23 protein-coding genes are annotated in these 20,236 nt (G+C 41.9%); 4 read left to right on the top strand and 19 right to left on the bottom strand.

The window, feature by feature from the left end:
- Positions 1–138: 138 nt before the first annotated feature.
- A complete protein-coding gene (locus tag MHI41_RS11025; RefSeq protein ID WP_342494195.1) occupies positions 139–1,131 on the bottom strand; it encodes a carbon-nitrogen hydrolase family protein in 993 nt (330 codons plus the stop codon).
- Between the two features lie 180 nt (positions 1,132–1,311).
- Here MHI41_RS11025 and MHI41_RS11030 point away from each other — a divergent pair, with 180 nt between their 5' ends.
- Complete coding sequence (locus tag MHI41_RS11030; protein ID WP_008342247.1) at positions 1,312–1,593, top strand: hypothetical protein; 282 nt, start codon at positions 1,312–1,314, stop codon at positions 1,591–1,593.
- A 25-nt stretch (positions 1,594–1,618) separates the two neighbouring features.
- The gene (locus MHI41_RS11035) at positions 1,619–2,437 is read left to right on the top strand and encodes a membrane protein insertase YidC (RefSeq protein WP_007501121.1); all 819 of its coding nucleotides are present in this window, start codon (positions 1,619–1,621) and stop codon (positions 2,435–2,437) included.
- Between the two features lie 126 nt (positions 2,438–2,563).
- Here the strand turns inward: MHI41_RS11035 and MHI41_RS11040 are convergent, their stop codons facing one another.
- Genes MHI41_RS11040 through mce form a run of 4 tightly spaced genes read right to left on the bottom strand, consistent with a single transcriptional unit; the run spans position 2,564 to position 6,059 of the window.
- Positions 2,564–3,028, bottom strand: a complete 465-nt coding sequence (locus MHI41_RS11040) for a chemotaxis protein CheW (protein ID WP_008342245.1) — start codon at positions 3,026–3,028, stop codon at positions 2,564–2,566.
- Between the two features lie 14 nt (positions 3,029–3,042).
- Entirely contained in the window at positions 3,043–4,164 is a 1,122-nt protein-coding gene (locus MHI41_RS11045; protein ID WP_342494196.1) for a M20/M25/M40 family metallo-hydrolase, read from the bottom strand.
- 16 nt (positions 4,165–4,180) lie between these two features.
- Positions 4,181–5,644, bottom strand: coding sequence for an acyl-CoA carboxylase subunit beta (locus MHI41_RS11050; RefSeq protein WP_017367565.1), 1,464 nt, complete (start codon positions 5,642–5,644; stop codon positions 4,181–4,183).
- A gap of 4 nt (positions 5,645–5,648) precedes the next feature.
- Positions 5,649–6,059: a methylmalonyl-CoA epimerase gene (gene mce / locus MHI41_RS11055; protein WP_038475269.1), complete on the bottom strand. Its 411-nt coding sequence runs from the start codon at positions 6,057–6,059 to the stop codon at positions 5,649–5,651.
- A gap of 101 nt (positions 6,060–6,160) precedes the next feature.
- Here mce and prli42 point away from each other — a divergent pair, with 101 nt between their 5' ends.
- Positions 6,161–6,253, top strand: a complete 93-nt coding sequence (gene prli42 / locus MHI41_RS11060) for a stressosome-associated protein Prli42 (protein ID WP_017357951.1) — start codon at positions 6,161–6,163, stop codon at positions 6,251–6,253.
- Positions 6,254–6,292: 39 nt separating this feature from the next.
- On the opposite strand, the gene MHI41_RS11065 is transcribed toward prli42, so the two are convergent.
- From MHI41_RS11065 to MHI41_RS11090, 6 genes are all read right to left on the bottom strand, one after another.
- Positions 6,293–6,802, bottom strand: coding sequence for a L,D-transpeptidase (locus MHI41_RS11065; protein ID WP_025207596.1), 510 nt, complete (start codon positions 6,800–6,802; stop codon positions 6,293–6,295).
- 52 nt (positions 6,803–6,854) lie between these two features.
- Positions 6,855–7,808: an aromatic acid exporter family protein gene (locus MHI41_RS11070; protein ID WP_007501130.1), complete on the bottom strand. Its 954-nt coding sequence runs from the start codon at positions 7,806–7,808 to the stop codon at positions 6,855–6,857.
- Positions 7,809–7,919: 111 nt separating this feature from the next.
- Positions 7,920–8,642, bottom strand: coding sequence for an amino acid ABC transporter ATP-binding protein (locus MHI41_RS11075; protein WP_017357952.1), 723 nt, complete (start codon positions 8,640–8,642; stop codon positions 7,920–7,922).
- Positions 8,635–9,294, bottom strand: a complete 660-nt coding sequence (locus tag MHI41_RS11080; protein WP_024718895.1) for an amino acid ABC transporter permease — start codon at positions 9,292–9,294, stop codon at positions 8,635–8,637. Before MHI41_RS11080 ends, MHI41_RS11075 begins: the two co-directional genes overlap by 8 nt.
- Before the next feature lie 121 nt (positions 9,295–9,415).
- The gene (locus tag MHI41_RS11085; RefSeq protein WP_017357953.1) at positions 9,416–10,180 is read right to left on the bottom strand and encodes a transporter substrate-binding domain-containing protein; all 765 of its coding nucleotides are present in this window, start codon (positions 10,178–10,180) and stop codon (positions 9,416–9,418) included.
- Positions 10,181–10,376: 196 nt separating this feature from the next.
- A complete protein-coding gene (locus tag MHI41_RS11090; RefSeq protein ID WP_007501138.1) occupies positions 10,377–10,814 on the bottom strand; it encodes a BrxA/BrxB family bacilliredoxin in 438 nt (145 codons plus the stop codon).
- Between the two features lie 167 nt (positions 10,815–10,981).
- Between MHI41_RS11090 and MHI41_RS11095 the strand changes: the two genes are divergently transcribed.
- Positions 10,982–11,875: a YegS/Rv2252/BmrU family lipid kinase gene (locus MHI41_RS11095; protein ID WP_008342237.1), complete on the top strand. Its 894-nt coding sequence runs from the start codon at positions 10,982–10,984 to the stop codon at positions 11,873–11,875.
- A 12-nt stretch (positions 11,876–11,887) separates the two neighbouring features.
- Here the strand turns inward: MHI41_RS11095 and MHI41_RS11100 are convergent, their stop codons facing one another.
- From MHI41_RS11100 to yqiS, 8 genes are all read right to left on the bottom strand, one after another.
- Positions 11,888–12,181, bottom strand: coding sequence for a YesK-like family protein (locus tag MHI41_RS11100; protein ID WP_008342236.1), 294 nt, complete (start codon positions 12,179–12,181; stop codon positions 11,888–11,890).
- 68 nt (positions 12,182–12,249) lie between these two features.
- Entirely contained in the window at positions 12,250–13,506 is a 1,257-nt protein-coding gene (locus MHI41_RS11105) for a dihydrolipoamide acetyltransferase family protein (protein WP_113747199.1), read from the bottom strand.
- Positions 13,507–13,525: 19 nt separating this feature from the next.
- A complete protein-coding gene (locus tag MHI41_RS11110) occupies positions 13,526–14,509 on the bottom strand; it encodes an alpha-ketoacid dehydrogenase subunit beta (RefSeq protein ID WP_007501148.1) in 984 nt (327 codons plus the stop codon).
- Positions 14,510–14,521: 12 nt separating this feature from the next.
- Positions 14,522–15,514 carry a thiamine pyrophosphate-dependent dehydrogenase E1 component subunit alpha gene (locus tag MHI41_RS11115; protein WP_039964007.1) on the bottom strand — a complete coding sequence of 331 codons (993 nt, stop codon included), beginning with the start codon at positions 15,512–15,514 and terminating at the stop codon, positions 14,522–14,524.
- A gap of 17 nt (positions 15,515–15,531) precedes the next feature.
- Positions 15,532–16,956, bottom strand: coding sequence for a dihydrolipoyl dehydrogenase (gene lpdA / locus MHI41_RS11120; protein WP_065460681.1), 1,425 nt, complete (start codon positions 16,954–16,956; stop codon positions 15,532–15,534).
- Positions 16,946–18,073, bottom strand: a complete 1,128-nt coding sequence (buk, locus tag MHI41_RS11125) for a butyrate kinase (protein ID WP_139761155.1) — start codon at positions 18,071–18,073, stop codon at positions 16,946–16,948. The genes lpdA and buk overlap by 11 nt, the downstream gene beginning before the upstream one ends.
- Before the next feature lie 27 nt (positions 18,074–18,100).
- Positions 18,101–19,195: a branched-chain amino acid dehydrogenase gene (gene bcd, locus MHI41_RS11130; RefSeq protein ID WP_007501155.1), complete on the bottom strand. Its 1,095-nt coding sequence runs from the start codon at positions 19,193–19,195 to the stop codon at positions 18,101–18,103.
- 25 nt (positions 19,196–19,220) lie between these two features.
- Entirely contained in the window at positions 19,221–20,114 is an 894-nt protein-coding gene (gene yqiS / locus MHI41_RS11135) for a phosphate butyryltransferase (protein WP_046343939.1), read from the bottom strand.
- Between the last annotated feature and the right edge of the window lie 122 nt (positions 20,115–20,236).

Consider the following 20,236-nt stretch of genomic DNA (forward strand, 5'->3'; position numbering starts at 1 on the left):
TTCTTGTCTACTTATATTTTTAATCGGTTCAGATTGAATCAATCATTGTAGATTACATTTATCCTCAATTATACATTGATTTGATTCACCTTTCCTCAAAAAAACCTTCTCCTAAAAAAGAGAAGGCTCCACAATCATTTAAACTTTTTCTTCAATGATACTATTTTGATATTGAATATCCTCATAGGTTAACACTTCATGTTTACTCTGATAGAAATGTTTAACAACCGGCGAGGGCTGTTGATTAAAATTCATACTCAAACTTTGATTAGAGTAGTGTCCAGCTGGATCAATATAATATTTAAAATCAATTACTCTTTCCACATCAATTTCAGCATAAGCAATCCCCTCTGTTTCAGCTGGAACCATATCACTGATCGGTTCTCCATCTGGACCGTAAATGCACGTATGCCCACTCTTAAATGTCTCAAAGTAATCTCTTTGCTCCTGTGTTAAACAAATCATCTCTTTCATTTCCTCAGTATATATAGATGAAGTCATTAGCACAAATGTCTGTGTCGCGATGGCATAATATCGACTTGAAATCTCATCATCAAAATAACCTGGCCAGGATGCAACATGTACCTGCTCATTTTGGGCATTCATCGCCATAAGGTCTAACGGCACTTGATGCTCCCAACACATCAACCCACCAAGATTTCCAATCTCCGTTTGAAAAACCGGCATCATACTTCCGCTTCCATCACCCCAGATTAGTCTTTCTGCTACAGAAGCTCTCATTTTTCGGTGTTTTCCTATTAAATCCCCATTTGGATTAAACCAAAGTTGAGCTAAATAGAGAGAGCCACCATCTTTTTCACTGCATGATATGCAAACGTACGTTTTATTTCTTTTTGCTGCCTCACTTATTTTTTGAATGGCTAAGCTGGGGATTTCCACTGCATTTTTATACAATTCATGATAGAACTTTCTTGTATATTCTGGATGACCAATAAAAGCAAACCAAGGATAACCAGGCAAAAATGCCTCTGGGAATGCCACAAGCTTTGCACCATTTGAAGCTGCCTCGTCAATCATTTTACATGACTTCTCAACTGTTGCCTCCAAATTTAAATAGATGGGTGCTGCTTGTACCGCAGCTGCTCGAAATTTAGGGTAAATACTTGTCATATTTCAAAACCTCCATTTCTTCTATTCCACTTCATTATAAGAGAAGAACTATGAAGTTTGGATGACAATTACCATTTTAGTTAAATTAAGTATTTTATTTAATAGAGGAAACGAATGGTTCAGTTAGACATTTAACAATGTGTATAGTACACTGTGAGTAATGAAATGGATGTGATAATCATGATTATTGATACATTCAATGAAGTCTTTTTCCTTGTTGAATTCTTTACGATTATTCTTCCAGCGCTGACCGCCATCGGTATTGCTTTCTTATTAAAAGACTGCCGAATGAACGAGCACCTCGGAGGACATCGTTTAGAAGAGTTGGACGCATCTTGTTTGAATCGAACAGACTTTCTGTTTATCATATATGATCGCATTACAACTTGGATTAGTAAAGTCATTCGAATGAAAAGATCATCAAATGATGATGAAGACCATTCGCTTCCTCTCTCTTATTAGATTTTATTATTGAGGAGGAAACGAATTGAAACGTTTATTGACTATTTGTACGACTTTATTTTTGATGATGGTAGCGTCACCGGCATTTGCTGCGAGTGCGCAAACAAATACAAGCTCTGATGGGTTTTTCCATCATTATTTTGTTCAGCCTTTTTCTGAGTTGATTATCTGGCTTGCGAACTTTTTCCATGATGACTACGGTTTATCCATTATGTTCGTGACATTGATTGTCCGGCTGCTTATTTTCCCGCTTTTTGCAAACCAATTTAAAAAGCAGAGAGTGATGCAAGAGAAAATGGCACTCGTTAAACCTCAGATTGACCAAATACAAAGCAAATTGAAAAAAACGAAAGAACCTGAAAAACAAAAAGAACTGCAAATGGAAATGATGAAAGTATATAAAGACAACAATGTGAACCCGCTGGCAATGGGCTGTCTGCCGATGCTGATTCAAATTCCAATTGTTCTTGGCTTTTACTCGGCAATTCGCTCAACACCTGAGATCGCAACGCATTCGTTCTTATGGTTTAACTTAGGACAAACTGATCTTTTGGTGGCAATCTTTGCAGGGGCCATGTATTTCTTGCAATTTTATGTCACACAAAAATTCGCAAAGCAATCAGGCACCCAAACAGAAGCTGCACTGAAACAAGCAAAAATCATGGGCATGATTTTCCCAGTCATGATGCTGTTTCTATCAATTAATGCTCCCGCTGCTCTTCCTTTATATTGGATGACAAGTGGACTTTTACTCACCATTCAAACGATTATTTTAAATGTGATGTACCAAAAATCAAAAACAAAAGCTGCGGCAAACGATTCAATTAACCCAGCAGCTGAATAAATTATAGCCCCCTTACCTAAACATGATAAGGGGGCTATATTTGTCTTCTGTAGAGCGCAACAAATAAAAGATTCGTGAGCTCCGGCACGCAAAATGACCCCTTATCCATGGATAAGGGGCCTTTGTTTATGCCAATTCCTCTTTCAATCGCTCAGGCAATTGATCAAGATCCTCAATTTTCCCAAGAAACTTATTAGGGTCCACTTGTAAAATCATCTTGTTCTCTCTCTCAACGACGCCGAAGAAATATTCAGATGCTTTTGTGTTCATATGAAATGGCTTGATCTCACTTAGCTCGATATCAATGATATCTTTTGCATCAGAAACAAGGCAGCCAATCATTTGATCGTTTAATTCAAATAGTAGAACCTTAGACTGTTCGGTTACATCCAGAGGTTTTCCGTGCAGCATGACACCTGTGTCACTGACTGGAATGACCTCTCCTCTTAACGACATGAGTCCTTTAATCTCTTTTGGAAGGTTCGATACTTCTTGTAAATAAGGGACCTTCTCAATCGAGCGTATATGCTCTACGCTGATACCAAAATCCTCTTGTCCCACTTGGAAAATAATGATCTTTTGCGTGCTCACAGAGTCTCCTGCCTTTACGATGGATTTGTCGTTTCTTCGATAATGGCGAGAACCATTTCAGCTGTCTTGACTAATTCTTCAATCGGCATTTTCTCATTTTTCGTATGAATATCTTCATATCCAACAGCTAGGTTGACAGTTGGGATGCCATTTCCAGCAATGACGTTTGCATCACTGCCTCCCCCGCTTGTCTGTAGTTCTGAAGGGCGGCCAATTTTCGCAGCCGCTTTTTTCGCCACTTCAACGACTTGATCGCCGTGTGAGAATTTAAAGCCTGGATACATGATGTCAATTTGTACATCGGCACTTCCGCCCATTTCTTTAGCGGTTTTTTCAAAGGCTGCTTTCATTTTTGCTACTTGTGCTTCCATTTTTGCCGGTTCTAAAGAACGCGCCTCTGCCAGAATATCCACTTGATCACAGACAATATTCGTTTGTGTTCCACCTTCAAAACGGCCGATATTCGCCGTTGTTTCTTCATCAATACGGCCAAGCGGCATGCTGGCGATCGCTTTTGATGCAATCGTAATCGCAGAGACGCCTTTTTCTGGTGCCACACCTGCGTGAGCTGTCTTTCCGTAAATGGTTGCGCGTACTTTCGCCTGTGTTGGCGCAGCCACGATAATGTTACCGACCTTGCCATCTGAATCAAGGGCATAACCATATTTTGCTGTCATCAGTTTCGGATCTAACGCTTTTGCTCCTACAAGTCCTGATTCTTCACCAGCTGTAATGACAAATTCAATCTTGCCATGCGGTACATTTTTCTCTTTTAGGACACGGATCGCTTCAAACATTGCAGCAAGCCCTGTTTTATCGTCAGCACCAAGAATGGTTGTGCCATCTGTCTTGACATAGCCGTCTTCAATGACTGGCTTAACGCCATTACCTGGTACAACTGTATCCATATGAGAAGTAAAATAAATCGTATCTGCCTCTTGATTCCCTTCAAGTGTGCAAATAAGATTGCCTGCTCCGTGGCCGGTTGTCTCTTTTGAATCATCTTCAACTACATTAAGCCCTAAATCAGTAAATTTCTCTTTTAGGACTTCAACAATTTTTTCTTCATGTTTTGTTTCTGAATCGATTTGAACAAGTTCTAAAAATTCGTCTAATAAGCGTTTCTCATTGATCATGATGAAGCTCCTCCTCTTATAGCGGCATGTTTCCATGCTTTTTTAACGGTCTATCTTCTTCCTTACTGCGAAGCAGGTCAAATGAGCGAATGAGCCGCTCTCTCGTTTCATCTGGCATTAAAATATCGTCGATTAATCCTAATTGTGCTGCCTTCATGACACTAGGTTCATTGTCCACCTCACGCAAAGCAGGATGAACAATTTCGTCTGCAAACGATTTTCCCATGACATCAATTTCTGCCTCTGGCCATGCATATACAAAGTCAGCACCTAATCCCTTACTATTCATCGCAACGTATGCGCCGCCAAACGCCTTTCTCAAAATCACAGTGATTTTTGGAACGGTCGCCTCAGCATACGCATACAGAAGCTTTGCGCCGTGGCGGATAATGCCTGCATGCTCAGCTTTCTCACCTGGCAAAAAACCAGGAACGTCCACAAGGGTTAAAATGGGAATATGAAATGCATCGCAAAATCGAATAAACCGAGCCGCTTTATCAGCAGCATCGAGGTCAAGGCTTCCTGCCAGCACCTTAGGCTGATTGGCTACAAGACCAATGGAAGACCCTTGTAATCTGGCAAAACCTGTGACGATATTTTTGGAGAAACAACGCTGCGTTTCAAAAAATGAGCCGTGGTCGGTGATCGCTGTCACCACTTGTTTGACATCATAAGTGCGTGATGGCTCCTTTGGCAAGATGTTCCCAAGATCGCTTGCATCATGCTTTTGCACCTTACGATGAATGACAGGCCGTCGTTTCGTTGGTATGTACGTTAAAAGCGTTCGAACTGCTTTTAACACGTCTCTCTCATCTTTCCCTGTATAGTGCACATTCCCGCTTGTTTGATGCTGAACTGCTGCACCTCCAAGCCGGTCAGGACAGACCGTCTCTCCTGTTGCTTTTTCTATCACTTTCGGACCAGTTAAAAACATATGAGCTGTTTGCTCCGTCATGAATACAAAATCCGTCAATGCAGGTGAATAAACTGCACCTCCCGCACAGGAGCCTAAAATAACGGATATTTGCGGAATTTGACCAGAGTAAAGCACATTCCGTTTAAAAATCTGACCGTATCCCTCTAATGATACCACACCCTCTTGAATTCTCGCACCACCTGAGTCTTTTAGACCGATAACAGGCATTTGATTTTTAGCCGCCAAATCCATTAAAGCCGCTATTTTTTTCGCATGCATGTCCCCTAGTGAACCCCCGTACACGGTCGCATCTTGTGCATAAACGCCTACTTGTTTCCCATGAATCAGTCCCGTCCCAGTGACAACGCCATCCCCTAAATGTTCTGAGCGGGAGCCTTTAGCAAATGACTGGATTTCCATAAAGCTGCCTTCATCAAGAAGTTCATGAAGCCGCTGACGAACAGTCAGCTTTCCTTTGTTTCGGTGAGCCGCTGCTCGTTTTTCACCGCCACCCCTTAAAGCTTTCTCGCGCCATTCAGACAAGTCATTGAACGATTCATGCATCTTCCTATTTCTCTCCTTTCAATGGCGCACACAATTCAAATAGCACACCTGACGTTTCTTTTGGTGAAATAAACGCAATGCGCTTTCCGTTCGCACCATTTTGTGCGTCCTTTTGAATGAGCTGCATGCCGAGCTCGTCAAGTTGACTGAGATCAGCCTGAATGTCACCTGACTTTAATGCAATATGATGAAGCCCCTCTCCTCTTTTTGTTAAGAAGGTATGTAATGTGCTGTGATTTGACATCGGTTCAATCAACTCAATGTGCAGATTACCTAGGGAAGCAAAAGATACTTTGACCCCTTGATTCGGAAGTACTTCTATGTCTGAAAATTCCCAGTTAAACAGCCTGGAGAACATACATGCTGTTTTTTGAATAGAAAAAACGGCAATGGCAATATGATCGATTTGATTCATCCGTTCACTTCCTTTGTACATCACTTGTCGCCTGCGTAAAAACGAGCTAGAATAAAGAAAGGTGCGCTCGTCGCAAAAACATTTGATTATAGGGGTGCGATATGTCTCAGAAATTCATGAAATTTATGGTATTGCTCATGATTAGCTTACTGTTAATTTCTTCACTTTTAGCAGGAGCGGCAGCCTTTTTATAAAGTGTTGATAAAAAAGCAGACAAGCAGGTGATTCGTTTTTTAACGAATGGCCTGTTTGTCTTTAGCCAGTTTTTCAAATGCATCGCTTGATTTCGTGATCCATACTTTTGTACCAACTGGAAGCTGATCAAATAGCCGTTCTACATCTTGATTATGAAGACGTACACAGCCTGCCGTAATAAATTTCCCTATCGATGTCTCATCACTTGTTCCATGAATGCCATAGATTCTCCCGTCGGTTCCTCGCGCATCAAATCCAATCCACCTTCGGCCGAGTGGGTTATTCTTTGCGCCGCCTTCAATATTTTTTCTTCTGTAATAAGGATCTTTCGCTTTGATCATAATCGTAAATTCACCTTCTGGCGTTAAATCAGCTGTTTTGCCAGTAGAAGCCGGGTAGACTTTTTGAATTTTCCCATGATCAATATACGCAAGCTCATTCGTTTGTTTATTAATAATGACATACGGATCACCTGGAAGCGGGTTTTGCCCGAGCGGCCAGATGGGTGAAAGGGACATGGTCAGCACAGTATAAAATAAAAGACGCATAGGCTCCTCCTTTTTCATTAGATTGACCAATGAAGGAGGAACTCATGCGTCTTTATTCTTTCATCCCTTTAAAATAACTTTTCAGCACCAAATATTGTTCCATTTCCCCGAGAAAATGAAAGAGTGCGGCTCTAGCTTCAAATTCTTCACGTGTTTGCGGAAGCGGCAGTGCATCAAACTCTTCTTTCATATCAATCAGGCGTCTTAAGAACTTATGCGCCGTGTTCCCTGGGTGAATATGTTCTCGTAAATCTCTAATATATTCTGCAATGATTTGCCCATGCTCCGTTGTAACAGAAATGGACGTAATTTTCGGAAGCACCCGCTCAATGATTTCAAATTGCTTTTGTCTCATGTTGAAATAATGATAATACAGATTTTCATGTCTTAAGACATGGTTTTCAACATCACGGTATGCAAGAGCTTTCGCTTCTTTAATCAATTGATGCGTCTCTGGTATTTCTTTTCCTGTCCAGTCTTGTTTTCCGGTCATTAAATATTGCTCGATTTCTTCAAAGATTTTCGCAAAATTCGCTTCAATCTGTTCACTGTATTGTTTCAGCTTTTTATCAACGCTAGGCATATACAGGTTCATAATGAGTGCGACCCCTACACCAATGGTGATGAGTAAAAGCTCATTCCAGATGAGATGAAGCGTAATGCCTCCAGACATATACAAATGAAGGATAATCACTGAACTTGTGACAATCCCTTCTTTAATCCGAAGCAAGACCGTTGTTGGAATAAAGACGAGCAGCATTAGTCCAATGACGAAAGGATGATACCCAATCAGATCAAAAAATAAATAAGAAAATAAGATGGCAAGACTGCATGCGGCAAAGCGGGCCCCAGATGCGAGGAGTGACCTTTTTTTCGTCACCTGAATACATAAGATCGTAATAATGCCGGCAGCTGAATAGTTTTGCAGACCGAGCATTTGTGCAATGTAAATGGCTAGAGCTGTTCCTAATGCTGTTTTCAGCGTTCGGTAGCCGATTTTAAACATGATGTGATTCACTCTTTTCTGTCTACTTTTGTGAAATGATGAACTTTTTTTACTTTCCCCATTATAATCAAAAAAAGAAGGAGATGTTAAGTCTCCTCCTCGTTTTTTTCATTATAATATTTTTTGTAAGAAATCTTGAGCACGCTGTGAAGACGGAGATTCAAAGAATTCTACAGGATTTGCATCCTCTACAATTTTCCCATCATCCATAAAGATCACACGGTCTGCCACTTCTTTTGCAAAGCCCATTTCATGTGTGACGATCATCAGCGTCATCCCAGATTGAGCGAGCTCTTTCATGACCTCTAATACTTCCTTTACCATTTCTGGATCAAGAGCAGACGTCGGCTCGTCAAAAAGCATGATATCTGGTGTCATCGCAAGGGCACGTGCAATGGCGACACGCTGCTTTTGACCACCTGACAGCCGATTCGGATAATCATCTTTTTTCTCTAGAAGTCCGACCTTTTTTAAAAGCTCCTCTGCCTGCTTGATGCTGTCTTCCTTCGATTGGTTCTTTACATTCATTGGCGCATACGTAATATTTTCTAGCACTGTTTTGTGCGGGAATAAGTGAAAATGCTGAAACACCATACCAATATTTTCGCGCACTTTTAATGCATTTGTTTTTGGATTGGTAATTTCCGTCCCCTGAATCGTAATCACTCCAGAAGTCGGTTTTTCAAGTAAGTTAATACAGCGAAGAAATGTTGATTTTCCTGAACCAGACGGCCCGATGACAGCTACCACTTCGCCTTCTTTAATCGTGGTATCAATCCCTTTCAACACTTCATTTTTACCGAAAGATTTTGTGAGTTTCTCTATTTTAATCATTTGATTTTAACTTCCTTTCCACCGATTTGCCGACGAAGGTAAGAATAAGCACGATGACATAATAGATGAGACCCGCAAAAATAAGCGGTTCAAGATAGTTATAGGTGACGGCACCTGCTTGATAAGCTCGTCTCATGACATCGCCCAGTCCAATGACTGTGACAATCGCTGATTCTTTTGTCAGTGTAATCGTTTCGTTCACAAGTGCTGGTGAAATATTTTTGAATGCTTGCGGAAGCAATAAGTCCTTCATCATTTTAGCATACGGAATACCTAAAGCAACGGCCGCTTCTTTTTGCCCTTTATCAATGGCATTGATTCCTGCACGAATGATCTCAGAAACGTACGCCGCCGAGTTTAGTGAAAATGCGGCTACAGCTGCCCAGTATTGATCAATTTGAAAGCCGAGCAGCTGGGGAAGACCAAAATAAATAATCAAAAGCTGAAGCACAAGCGGTGTGCCTCGGAAGATTGACGTATAAAAATCTGCTAGCCAGATAAGCGGCTTAAATACACTAATTTTACAGAGCGTTAATAAGATTCCTAAAATAAAACCAAGGAACAATGATACCACAACAATAGAAAGCGTTACTTTAAGACCTTCTAAAATAAAGGGCATCTGAGGTATTACATCTTTAAAATCCATCATGATATTCTCCTTTTTTTCCTTCAGATAAAATCAAAGAATAAAACAGGAAAAAAGTTCAACACATGTTGAACTTTTCAGCGCTTTCTACTTGATTTTCATGAATGACGCTGATCCTTTTCCTGACTTACTTTTCATCAGCAAACCATTTTTTAATTAGTTTATCAAGTTCGCCATTATCCTTCATTTCTTTTAATGATTTATTGAATTTCGCTGTTAAGTCGCTATTTTTTTTGAATGCAATGGCTGAACCTTCGTTTGAGCTATTCAATCCAAACGCTTGGAAATCTTTTTCCTTTTTCAAGTAGCCAGCCGCTACTTTATCTTCAATAATGGCTGCATCAAAACGGCCTGCCTTAATTTCTTGAATGATATCAGAGATTTTATTACGATCTTCGACCGTTAAGTTATATTTCTTTTGCAATCCATTTGCTTCATCTTGCTGGATAGAACCTAATTGAACACCAACCGTTTTGTCTTTTAAATCTTTCTCTGTTTTCATACCGCTAGATTTCTTTGATACAACCAAGTTTTCAGCATTGTAGTAAACATCTGAGAAATCAACTTGTTTTTTACGCTTTTCAGTAGGTGTCATGCCTGCAAGCACAATATCAGCTTTATTTGTTTTAAGAGCTGACACGAGGCTTGCAAAGTCCATATCTTGAATTTCTAGCTTGTAGCCGTTCTTTTTCGCTAGAGCTGTAGCAAGGTCGACATCAAAACCGATAATTTTATCACCGTCTTTTGATTCAAATGGCGGATAATCTGCTGAAGTCGCCATAATGAGTGTTTTGTCGTCTCCTGATGCGTTTGAATTATTAGAAGAAGTTCCGCATGCTGCTAATGCAGCTGCAAGACCAGCTGTCATAAGTAATAATAACCACTTTTTCATATGATAATGCCTCCTAGTATTTAAAATCATGAGTAGATTTGAATATTTATTCACTATAATGTATTTTAAACACTTTCTTTTTGATATGCAATAGTATTTTGCTAAAATTATTTTGATTCGTATGTCATGTAAAACAAAAAAGCAGACCGATCAAAAGACCGGACTGCATTTGAATAATTCATTCAAAAGTAACATGTTACACTTCTTCGCAATACTCATCGAAAGCGGCTTGAAGTTTTGACACCACTTCCATCGGTTCATGTCCTTCGATTTCGTGACGTTCGACCATTTTAATGATTTTCCCGTCTTTTAATAGAGCAAATGATGGTGAAGATGGCGGGAAGCCTTCAAAGTATTCACGTGCTCTTGCGGTAGCTTCTTTGTCCTGTCCAGCAAACACTGTGAGCAATTGATCTGGACGCTTATCGTAATGAACAGAATAACCAGCCGCTGGTCTTGCAATACCGCCTGCACAGCCGCACACTGAATTCACCATAACAAGTGTCGTTCCTTTTTTCGTTAGCGCTTCATCAACTTCTTCAGCTGTTGTCAGTTCCGTATAGCCTGCCTGTTTAATTTCTTCTCGTGCTTGTTTCACAATATCATTCATAAATAAATTAAAATCAATATTCATAACCGTCCACTCCTTCTACGTACCAAACCATTTTAACTACATCATATCAAGGAAAACGCCGGCGGGCAAATGTCTTGTTTCGCCCCCTTCACTTTTTTCAAACGTCGTTTATGACCTGTGGAATTGGGGAAAAGTGATAATAAAGTGATGAAAGGGAGAACTGCGTGATGGCACAATTCAAAAAAGCGATACTCATTTATAACGGAAATGCTGGACAAAAAAACATGGAAAAAACACTAGGTCAAACAGTGCCTCTTCTTTCTTTACATATTGATGAACTCATCCTTAAGCCTACAAAACAGCCGAATGATGCCTATCATTTCTGCCGCGAGATGGATGAGTCGATTGAATTGTTGATTATACTAGGCGGAGACGGAACCGTCCATGAATGTATGAATGGAATTGGCGGTTTAGAAAAAAGGCCAGCTGTAGCGATCTTACCTGGCGGGACGTGCAATGACTTTTCTAGAACGCTGGGCATCCCGCAGCAGATGCCAAAGGCCGCTCAAATGGTGATAGATGGCACTGAAAAAAAGGTCGATTTAATCAAGGCAGATGATCGATACCTTTTAAATTTTTGGGGGATTGGTCTCATCGCAGATACCTCAAACAATATTAATGATAAAGAAAAAGCTGTCCTCGGAAAAATCAGCTACTTCACGAGCGCTCTTCGAACCCTTCAGCAGACAGAACCTTTCTACGTACGCATTGAAACCGAAGAGGAAAACTGGGAAGAAGAAGCTGTGATTGTCCTTGTCATGAATGGGCACTTTATCGGTACAAATAAAATAGATCTGCCAAATGCTTCAATTGATGATGGAAAAGCCGAAATTTTAATTTGCAGAAATACGAGTTTCTCTGCTTTAAAAGAGATTTTTTCAATGAACCGCGAAGAGCTAGAAGATTTTAAAGGTGACCTGTCTCTTATTCAAGCATCCCGCATTCATATTCATACAAAAGAGGAAATGGATGCAGATACAGATGGTGAGGTATATATGACTGCTCCTTCTTCCCTTGAAGTATTAAAACAGCATTTGACCTTTATTGTTCCAGCAGAATAAAAAGCGCCTGCATCATTTCGATGCGGGCGTTTTTTTGATATAACGTCTGTATAAATATTCAAGTGCATACCCTAGCAGTGTACCTATAAGAAGGGAAATGCCTAATAAACTATTGGCGACTCCTTTAAATCCACCTATCATCAACAAGCAATAGGCGATTTGAATGATTGAAACGATTGATATGATTAGCAGTAAGCGTTCAGGATGATTGCGTGATTTGGAAATATACCGAAGAAAAGCGAACGCAATGGCTGTTATAAACATCAGACCAATCGTAAGAAAAGCAAAGAAATCTAATCCAGACATCTCATCGCTCCTTTCTGATTGATATGGAAATCCCCCTCTCATTGTGAGAAGGGGACATATAAATGAGCTTAATAGACGGACGTCTCTTCGTCAATGCCTTCAAGAATTTGTTTAATTCTTTGCAGGAATCTACCGCATACAAGACCATCGAGTACTCTATGATCTAATGAAAGACAAAGATTCACCATATCTCTTGCGGCAATCATACCATTTACAATCATCGGGCGCTTTACAATAGATTCTACTTGTAAAATGGCTGCTTGCGGATAGTTAATGATCCCCATTGATTGAACTGAACCAAATGATCCTGTGTTGTTCACAGTGAAAGTGCCGCCTTCCATGTCACTTTGCTTCAGTTTGCCTTGTCTGACCTTGGAAGCAAGTTCATGAATTTCTTTGGCGATTCCCTTAATCGTTTTCTCATCCGCATCTTTAATCACTGGGACAAAAAGAGCGTCATCTGTTGCAACAGCAATGGAGACGTTGATCGCTTTCTTTTGAACAATTTTATCTCCAGCCCACATGCTGTTCATTTCAGGAAATTCCTTTAAGGCCTGAGCCACTGCTTTGACAAAGAATGCAAAGAACGTCAAATTAAAGCCTTCTTTTGCTTTGAATTGATCTTTTAGCTGATTTCTTCTTGTCACAAGGTTTGTCACATCCACTTCCATCATCGTCCAGGCATGTGGAATTTCATGCTTGCTTCTTAGCATATTTGCGGCAATCGCCTGTCTAATCGGTGTGACCGGCAGTTCAACATCTCCAGGCATTGAAGAGATGGAAGGAGCCGCTTTTGCTTGTGACGGCTTCGCAGGCTCCGTTTGACCCGTACTATCACTCACAGGTGCTGCCGTTTCTTGTGCGCCTCCACTTTCGATAAGCTTCAGCAAATCTTTTCTTGTGATTCTGCCGCCAGCTCCCGTTCCTTGAACAGCCGCTAAATCAATTCCGTGCTCATCTGCTAAACGCAGGACTGCCGGAGAGTATCGTTTCTTTTGACTCTGATCCACATTTGTTTGGTCAGGTTCTGGTGCTTCATCTTGCGCAGGCGCCTCTTCTGTTTTCGCACTCTGCTGCGCACTGCCTTCTACTTCAATTTCACAAAACACTTCTCCTACTTGAAGTGTATCACCCTCTGCAGCCGCTAGTTTAGTGATTGTTCCTGTAAAGGATGACGGAACCTCTGCATTTACTTTATCTGTCATAACTTCCGCAATCGGATCGTATTTATTCACATGATCGCCAGGTGAAACGAGCCATTTGCTAATGGTTCCTTCTGTTACACTTTCACCAAGCTGAGGCATTTTCATTTGTTCAGTTGCCACTTTGAAACCCTCCTCTTTCTTAAAACGCCGCTAGTTCTCTCATTTCAGCTTCTACCTTATCCGGATTAACCATGAAGAATTTCTCCATTGTCGGTGCATAAGGCATTGCAGGGATATCAGGTCCTGCTAGACGTTTAATTGGCGCATCTAAATCAAACAAGCAGTGCTCTGAAATGATGGCAGCCACTTCACTCATGATGCTTCCTTCTTTTGTATCTTCTGTTAACAAGAGTACTTTCCCTGTTTTTGATGCCGCTTCAATAATCGCTTCTTGATCAAGCGGGTACACTGTACGTAAATCGAGAATATGAGCAGAAATTCCGTCCTTCGCAAGGCGCTCTGCTGCTTGGAGGGCAAAATGAACACAAAGGCCATATGTAATGACCGTAATGTCATCGCCTTCTCGTTTCACATCCGCTTTTCCAATAGGGAGCGTATAATCCTCTTCAGGCACTTCTCCTTTAATGAGACGGTATGCACGTTTGTGTTCAAAGAACAATACAGGATCTGGATCACGCACTGCGGCTTTTAACAACCCTTTGACATCATAAGGTGTAGAAGGCATCACAATCTTTAAGCCTGGCTGATTGGCAAAAATGGCTTCGACCGATTGTGAATGATAAAGCGCCCCGTGTACGCCGCCCCCGTAAGGAGCACGAATGACCATTGGGCAGCTCCAATCATTATTGGAACGATATCTAATTTTTGCAGCCTCTGAAATGATTTGGTTGATGGCTGGCATAATAAAATCCGCAAATTGCATCTCCGCGATCGGACGCATTCCATACATAGCAGCTCCAATACCTACACCTGCAATCGCTGATTCGGCAAGAGGTGTATCCATGACGCGCGCTTCTCCAAATTGCTCGTAAAGACCCGCTGTTGCTTTAAATACGCCGCCTTTTTTCCCGACATCCTCTCCGAGCACAAACACTTTCGGATCTCGCTCCATTTCTTCTTTCATCGCTAATGTGATAGCGTCTATATATGACATAACAGGCATTTTTCTTCCCCCTTACTCCGCATACACGTAACGAAGTGCGCTTTCTGCCTCGGCATAAGCTGCGTTTTCCGCTTCATCAGTGGCTTCGTTTACGATTTGCATAATTTCTTTGGTCATGTCTTCTTTCATTTCAGAAGTCATGACATTTCCTTCGATTAAGTACGTTTCATATTGAATGAGCGGATCTTTCTTTCTTGCTTCGAGCACTTCTTCCTTTTCTCGATAGCTAGAATCATCGTCATCACTTGAATGCGCAGTTAACCGGTAAGAAATGGTTTCGATCAATGTTGGGCCTTCGCCTCTTGCCGCACGGTCTCTCGCTTCTTTGACCGCTGCATACACTTCAAGCGGATCATTTCCATCAACCGTCACACCAGGCATTCCGTACCCTATTGCACGATCTGAAATACGCTCACATGCCACTTGTTTGTCATACGGGACAGAAATCGCATACTTATTGTTTTCACACATGAAAATAACAGGCAACTTATGCACCGCAGCAAAGTTGGCGCCTTCGTGGAAGTCTCCTTGGTTTGAAGAGCCTTCACCGAACGTGACAAAGCTAACAAAGTTCTTTTGCTCTAGACGCCCGGCAAGTGCGATGCCAACCGCATGAGGAACCTGTGTTGTCACAGGTGATGATCCAGTCACAATTCGGTTTGATCTTTGCCCAAAATGACCTGGCATCTGTCTCCCGCCTGAGTTTGGATCGTCTTTTTTCGCAAAACCAGACATCATTAAATCTTTCGCCGTCATCCCGAATGCAAGGACAACCCCCATATCACGGTAATAAGGTAAAACGTAATCCTCTTCCCTATTGAGGGCAAAAGCGGCACCGACTTGCTGCGCTTCCTGTCCTTGACAAGAGATGACGAATGGAATTTTTCCAGAACGGTTTAAAAGCCACATCCGTTCATCAATTTTTCTTGCTAAAAGCATGGTTCTATATATATCAATCGCTTGTTCATCTGATAATCCTAATTCCTGATGACGCATGTTACTCATCATGTTTCCCTCCTTGATTAAAAATGGATCGCCTTTCCGTCAACAGCCAGTGCTGCCTCGCCAATTGCTTCTGACAAGGTTGGGTGCGGGTGGATCGTCTGCCCCACTTCCCACGGAGTTGCATCTAATACTTTGGCTAATCCAGCTTCAGATATCATATCTGTTACATGAGGACCAATCATATGAATCCCTAAGATATCATCTGTCTTTTGGTCAGCAATGATTTTGACAAATCCATCAGACTCTCCAAATACAAGCGCTTTTCCAATCGCCATGAAGGGAAACTTCCCAATCTTGACTTCGTAGCCTTGCTCTTTTGCCGCCTGTTCAGTCAGCCCAACACTAGCGGTTTCTGGGTGAGAGTAAACACATTTAGACACGAGCGTTTCATCAAGCGGCTTTGGATCTTGACCAGCCATATGTTCTACTGCAATCATGCCTTCATGTGATGCGACATGCGCCAGCTGAAGACCGCCAATGACATCACCTATTGCGTAAATATGCGACTCTTTCGTTTGATAATGCTCATTCACGACAATGCCTTGCTTTTCTGTCTGAATGTCCGTGTTTTCAAGACCTATGCCTTCCACGTTTGGCACTCGGCCAACTGAAAGAAGCAGTTTCTCTGCTTCAAACGACTGAGTGTCTCCACCTTGTTCCACTTGGATCTTGACGAGATTCTCGTGCTTTTCGGCAGTATCTGGCAGAACCTTCGCATTTGTCACTAAGGTAATCCCTTTCTTCGTCAAAAGCTTTTCCATTTCTTTAGAAATATCTTGATCCTCTGTTGGCAAAATGCGATCTGCAAATTCGATCACTGTGACTTTTACGCCAAAATCGTTAAGCATGGAAGCCCACTCGATCCCAATCACGCCTCCGCCGACAATCAGCATGGACTGAGGAAGTTCTTGCAGTTCAAGTGCTTCATCTGATGTAAGGATGTGTGTTCCATCCGCTTCAAGCCCAGGCAGGACGCGCGGTCTTGATCCAGTCGCAATGATGACCTGCTTTGGAATCAGCATTTCATTTTCATCGCCATTCGCCATTTCTACCGAGATGGTGCCTGGCATTGGCGAAAAGATCGAAGGGCCTAGGATACGCCCTATTCCTTCGTATACATCAATTTTCCCTTGTTTCATTAAGTGTTTGACGCCGCCTGCTAATTTGTCGACAATCTCTGTTTTTCTTTTTTGTACGTTGGCAAATTGTAAGGCAATTCCGCTTGCTTCAACGCCAAATTCAGCGGCACGTTTGACCGTTTGATAGACTTCTGCACTTCTAAGAAGCGCTTTAGATGGGATACAGCCTTTATGAAGACATGTTCCACCGAGCTTTGATTTTTCTACGACTGCTGTTTTCAATCCAAGTTGAGAGGCACGAATGGCTGCTACATAGCCGCCTGTGCCTCCACCAAGAATGACGAGGTCATATTCAGTTGCCATGACTTGTCACTCCTTTCTCCGCCTTTTGATCATTTGGGTATTCTTTTGGTGTTTCTTCTTCTTTTAAAATACGAAGCGCCCCTTCTGCTAAGGATTGCAATTCATTTTCACCCGGGTACACAACAACATCTGAAATCCAGTCAATGTATCCTCTAATGCTTGACGTAATTTGTTTGCTGTACGCAAGGCCGCCTGTTAACACAATGACGTCTACAGCTCCTTTTAAGACCGCACTAGCCGCACCGATTTCTTTGGCAATTTGATAGCACATCGCTTCATAAATAAGCGCCGCACGCTCATCACCTGCTTCGATCATGCGCTCTACTTTTACTGCATCTGTCGTACCAAGATAGCCCGCAAGACCGCCTTCACCAATAATGCGTTTGAGCATTTCCTCTTGCGAATATTCACCAGAAAAGCATAAATTGACAAGGTCACCTGTTGGAAGAGTACCTGCCCGCTCTGGGCTGAAAGGACCCTCGCCATGAAGACCGTTATTCACATCAATGACTTTTCCTTTTTGATGTACACCAATCGTAATTCCGCCGCCCATATGGGTAATGATCATGTTCAAATCTTCATAACGTTTTCCAAACGAAGCAGCCGTTTTTCTTGCGACTGCTTTTTGATTTAACGCATGAAAAATGCTTTTCCGCTCAATTGTTGGCAGTCCTGAAATACGAGCAATCGGCTGTAGTTCATCTACGACTACTGGGTCCACAATAAAAGCTGGGATGTTAAGACCAAGTGCAATTTCTCGGGCAATGATTCCGCCTAGATTAGAGGCGTGCTGGCCAGCATACCCTTCTTTTAGATCTTCAACCATTTGCTCATTTACTTCATATGTGCCACCTTCAATCGGACGAAGAAGACCACCGCGTGCGCAAACTGCATCAAACTTTGAGATGTTCATCCCCTGTTCATGCAGTGTTTTCAAAATGGTTTCTTTACGGAAAGAAAATTGATCAATGATATGAGGAAACTGCTTGATTTCCTCATCTGTATGTCTTAATGTCGTTTCAAAAATAGATCGTTCATTATGAAACACACCGATTTTTGTTGAGGTAGAGCCAGGATTAATCGTGAGAATACGCCATTCTTTTGTCAGCAAAAACAAAACCTCCGTTTCAACTCATTCATCCATTTAGCGACGACTTAAAATATGTTGACCATTTTGCAGGAATTGGCTTCTTGATTTGCGCATTCTTTCAATTCGCTCTTCAGCCAATCGGTCTGCCGCTTTATAAGTTGGAATGGCATCACGGTTAGAGATTTCAATCACTCGCTCAATGTTTTGGTAAATGCCTTCTACTTTTTTCATTGCACGATCTGCATTATAGCCATAAAGCTCATCTGCAACGTTAATCACACCGCCTGCATTGATGACATAATCCGGTGCATACACGATGCCCATTTCATGAATAAGATCTCCATGATGTGTTTCTCTCAGCTGGTTATTCGCTGCACCTGCAATGACTTTTGCCTTTAATTTAGGAATCGTCACATCGTTAATGGTTGCACCGAGTGCACATGGTGCGTAAATATCACATTCTTGATCATAAATATCATCAGGGTCTACCGCTTTTGCACCGAAGTCTTCTACAGCTCGCTGAACTGAGTCTTTGTTGATATCAGTGACGATGAGCTGTGCGCCTTCTTCATGCAGGTGTTTACATAGGTTGTAAGCCACGTTTCCAACACCTTGAACGGCAATTGTTTTTCCTTCTAGTGAATCTGTACCGAATGCTGCTTTTGCAGCTGCTTTCATCCCTTTATATACACCGTAAGCAGTCACTGGAGATGGGTTTCCTGAAGAACCAAATGCAGGAGAGATTCCTGTGACAAAGTCTGTTTCTTCATGGATAAGATCCATATCTTCTACCGTTGTACCGACATCTTCAGCGGTGATATAACGGCCATTTAATCCTTGAATGTAACGGCCAAAAGCACGGAACATTTCTTCATTCTTGTCTTTTCTCGGATCACCGATGATGACCGTTTTACCGCCGCCAAGGTTAAGCCCTGCCGCCGCATTTTTATAGGTCATACCTCTTGCAAGACGCAAGGCATCTTCGATAGCTGCTTCTTCATTTTCATATGTCCACATTCTTGTTCCGCCGAGTGCTGGCCCAAGTGTTGTATCATGAATGGCAATGATGGCTTTTAAACCAGACTGTTCATCCTGACAAAATACAAGCTGTTCATAATCGTATCGTTCCATATATTTAAAAAGTTCCATTTTCTTTTCCTCCTATTACTTTCACTTAATTTGATGTACAGATGGCAAGTGCAATTGAATAGAGCTTACTTTCTGCTGAATCAGACCGGCTTGTTAAAGCAATCGGGGCCTTCGCTCCTGCCACCACAGCCCCCACTTTTGCATGAGCAAAGTAGATGAGAGATTTATAAAGAATGTTGCCTGCTTCAATGGTTGGCACAAGCAAAATATCAGCATGACCAGCCACGTCACTCGTAATATTTTTATGAGAAGCTGCCGTTTGAGAGATGGCATTATCTAAAGCAAGCGGCCCATCAATCAGGCAACCAGAAATTTGACCTCTTCGATTCATTTGCGCAAGGCTTGCAGCTGTGAGTGTCGAATCCATCGCTGGGTTTACGACTTCTACCGCTGATAATACCGCCACTTTGGGCATATCATTTCCGACAGCTTGTGCGACTTGAACGGAATTCATCGTAATTTCTTTCAGCATATTTAAATCAGGCGCAATGTTCATCGCAGAATCCGTCACATAGATAAAACGGTCAAAGCCCGGTACTTCGAAGGCTGCAACATGTGAAAGGACACTCGCTGTCCGAAGCCCATACTCTTTATTTAGGACAGCTTTTAACAATACGGCTGTCGGGACATGACCCTTCATGAGAATATCTGCATGATTTTCACTTACTGCCTGAACGGCAATTTTGGCAGATTCTTCGGGTGAATCTGAATGAATAATATCTATCCAGTCTTCATTGATCTCATGCTGTTTGACTAGCTCCTTTAGGTTGCGTTTGTTTCCAACCAGCAGGAAGCGAGCGACTTTTCGTTCGATTGCCATTTTGATGGCATGAAGCACTTCTTCGTCTTCTGCATGAGCCACAGCCGCTGTTTTATTCTGCAGCTGCGAGGCTTTGATAATCAGATCGTCAAGCTTCATACTTGCCCACCTTTCCTTGTGCTCGGTTCCTCTTTTTATATGCAAGTTCCGTGCCAGCTTGAAATGTGTGAAAAATAAACCTTTTCGCAAAGAAATCATGCAATTTCTTGCAGGTTACATGC

Origin of the sequence: Bacillus sp. FSL M7-0307, from assembly GCF_038627835.1 — a bacterium.
GTDB lineage: Bacteria > Bacillota > Bacilli > Bacillales > Bacillaceae > Bacillus > Bacillus altitudinis.

Coding starts and splice junctions, on each gene's coding strand:
- bcd (WP_007501155.1), bottom strand. CDS start 19,195: ATGGAACTTTTTAAATATATGGAACGATACGATTATGAACAGCTTGTA.
- MHI41_RS11085 (WP_017357953.1), bottom strand. CDS start 10,180: ATGAAAAAGTGGTTATTATTACTTATGACAGCTGGTCTTGCAGCTGCA.
- MHI41_RS11075 (WP_017357952.1), bottom strand. CDS start 8,642: ATGATTAAAATAGAGAAACTCACAAAATCTTTCGGTAAAAATGAAGTG.
- MHI41_RS11100 (WP_008342236.1), bottom strand. CDS start 12,181: ATGTCTGGATTAGATTTCTTTGCTTTTCTTACGATTGGTCTGATGTTT.
- MHI41_RS11090 (WP_007501138.1), bottom strand. CDS start 10,814: ATGAATATTGATTTTAATTTATTTATGAATGATATTGTGAAACAAGCA.
- MHI41_RS11050 (WP_017367565.1), bottom strand. CDS start 5,644: ATGCATGAATCGTTCAATGACTTGTCTGAATGGCGCGAGAAAGCTTTA.
- yqiS (WP_046343939.1), bottom strand. CDS start 20,114: ATGAAGCTTGACGATCTGATTATCAAAGCCTCGCAGCTGCAGAATAAA.
- MHI41_RS11070 (WP_007501130.1), bottom strand. CDS start 7,808: ATGTTTAAAATCGGCTACCGAACGCTGAAAACAGCATTAGGAACAGCT.
- MHI41_RS11065 (WP_025207596.1), bottom strand. CDS start 6,802: ATGCGTCTTTTATTTTATACTGTGCTGACCATGTCCCTTTCACCCATC.
- prli42 (WP_017357951.1), top strand. CDS start 6,161: ATGTCTCAGAAATTCATGAAATTTATGGTATTGCTCATGATTAGCTTA.
- MHI41_RS11045 (WP_342494196.1), bottom strand. CDS start 4,164: ATGATCAATGAGAAACGCTTATTAGACGAATTTTTAGAACTTGTTCAA.
- MHI41_RS11025 (WP_342494195.1), bottom strand. CDS start 1,131: ATGACAAGTATTTACCCTAAATTTCGAGCAGCTGCGGTACAAGCAGCA.
- MHI41_RS11110 (WP_007501148.1), bottom strand. CDS start 14,509: ATGCCTGTTATGTCATATATAGACGCTATCACATTAGCGATGAAAGAA.
- MHI41_RS11115 (WP_039964007.1), bottom strand. CDS start 15,514: ATGAGTAACATGCGTCATCAGGAATTAGGATTATCAGATGAACAAGCG.
- mce (WP_038475269.1), bottom strand. CDS start 6,059: ATGAATCAAATCGATCATATTGCCATTGCCGTTTTTTCTATTCAAAAA.
- MHI41_RS11030 (WP_008342247.1), top strand. CDS start 1,312: ATGATTATTGATACATTCAATGAAGTCTTTTTCCTTGTTGAATTCTTT.
- lpdA (WP_065460681.1), bottom strand. CDS start 16,956: ATGGCAACTGAATATGACCTCGTCATTCTTGGTGGAGGCACAGGCGGC.
- MHI41_RS11095 (WP_008342237.1), top strand. CDS start 10,982: ATGGCACAATTCAAAAAAGCGATACTCATTTATAACGGAAATGCTGGA.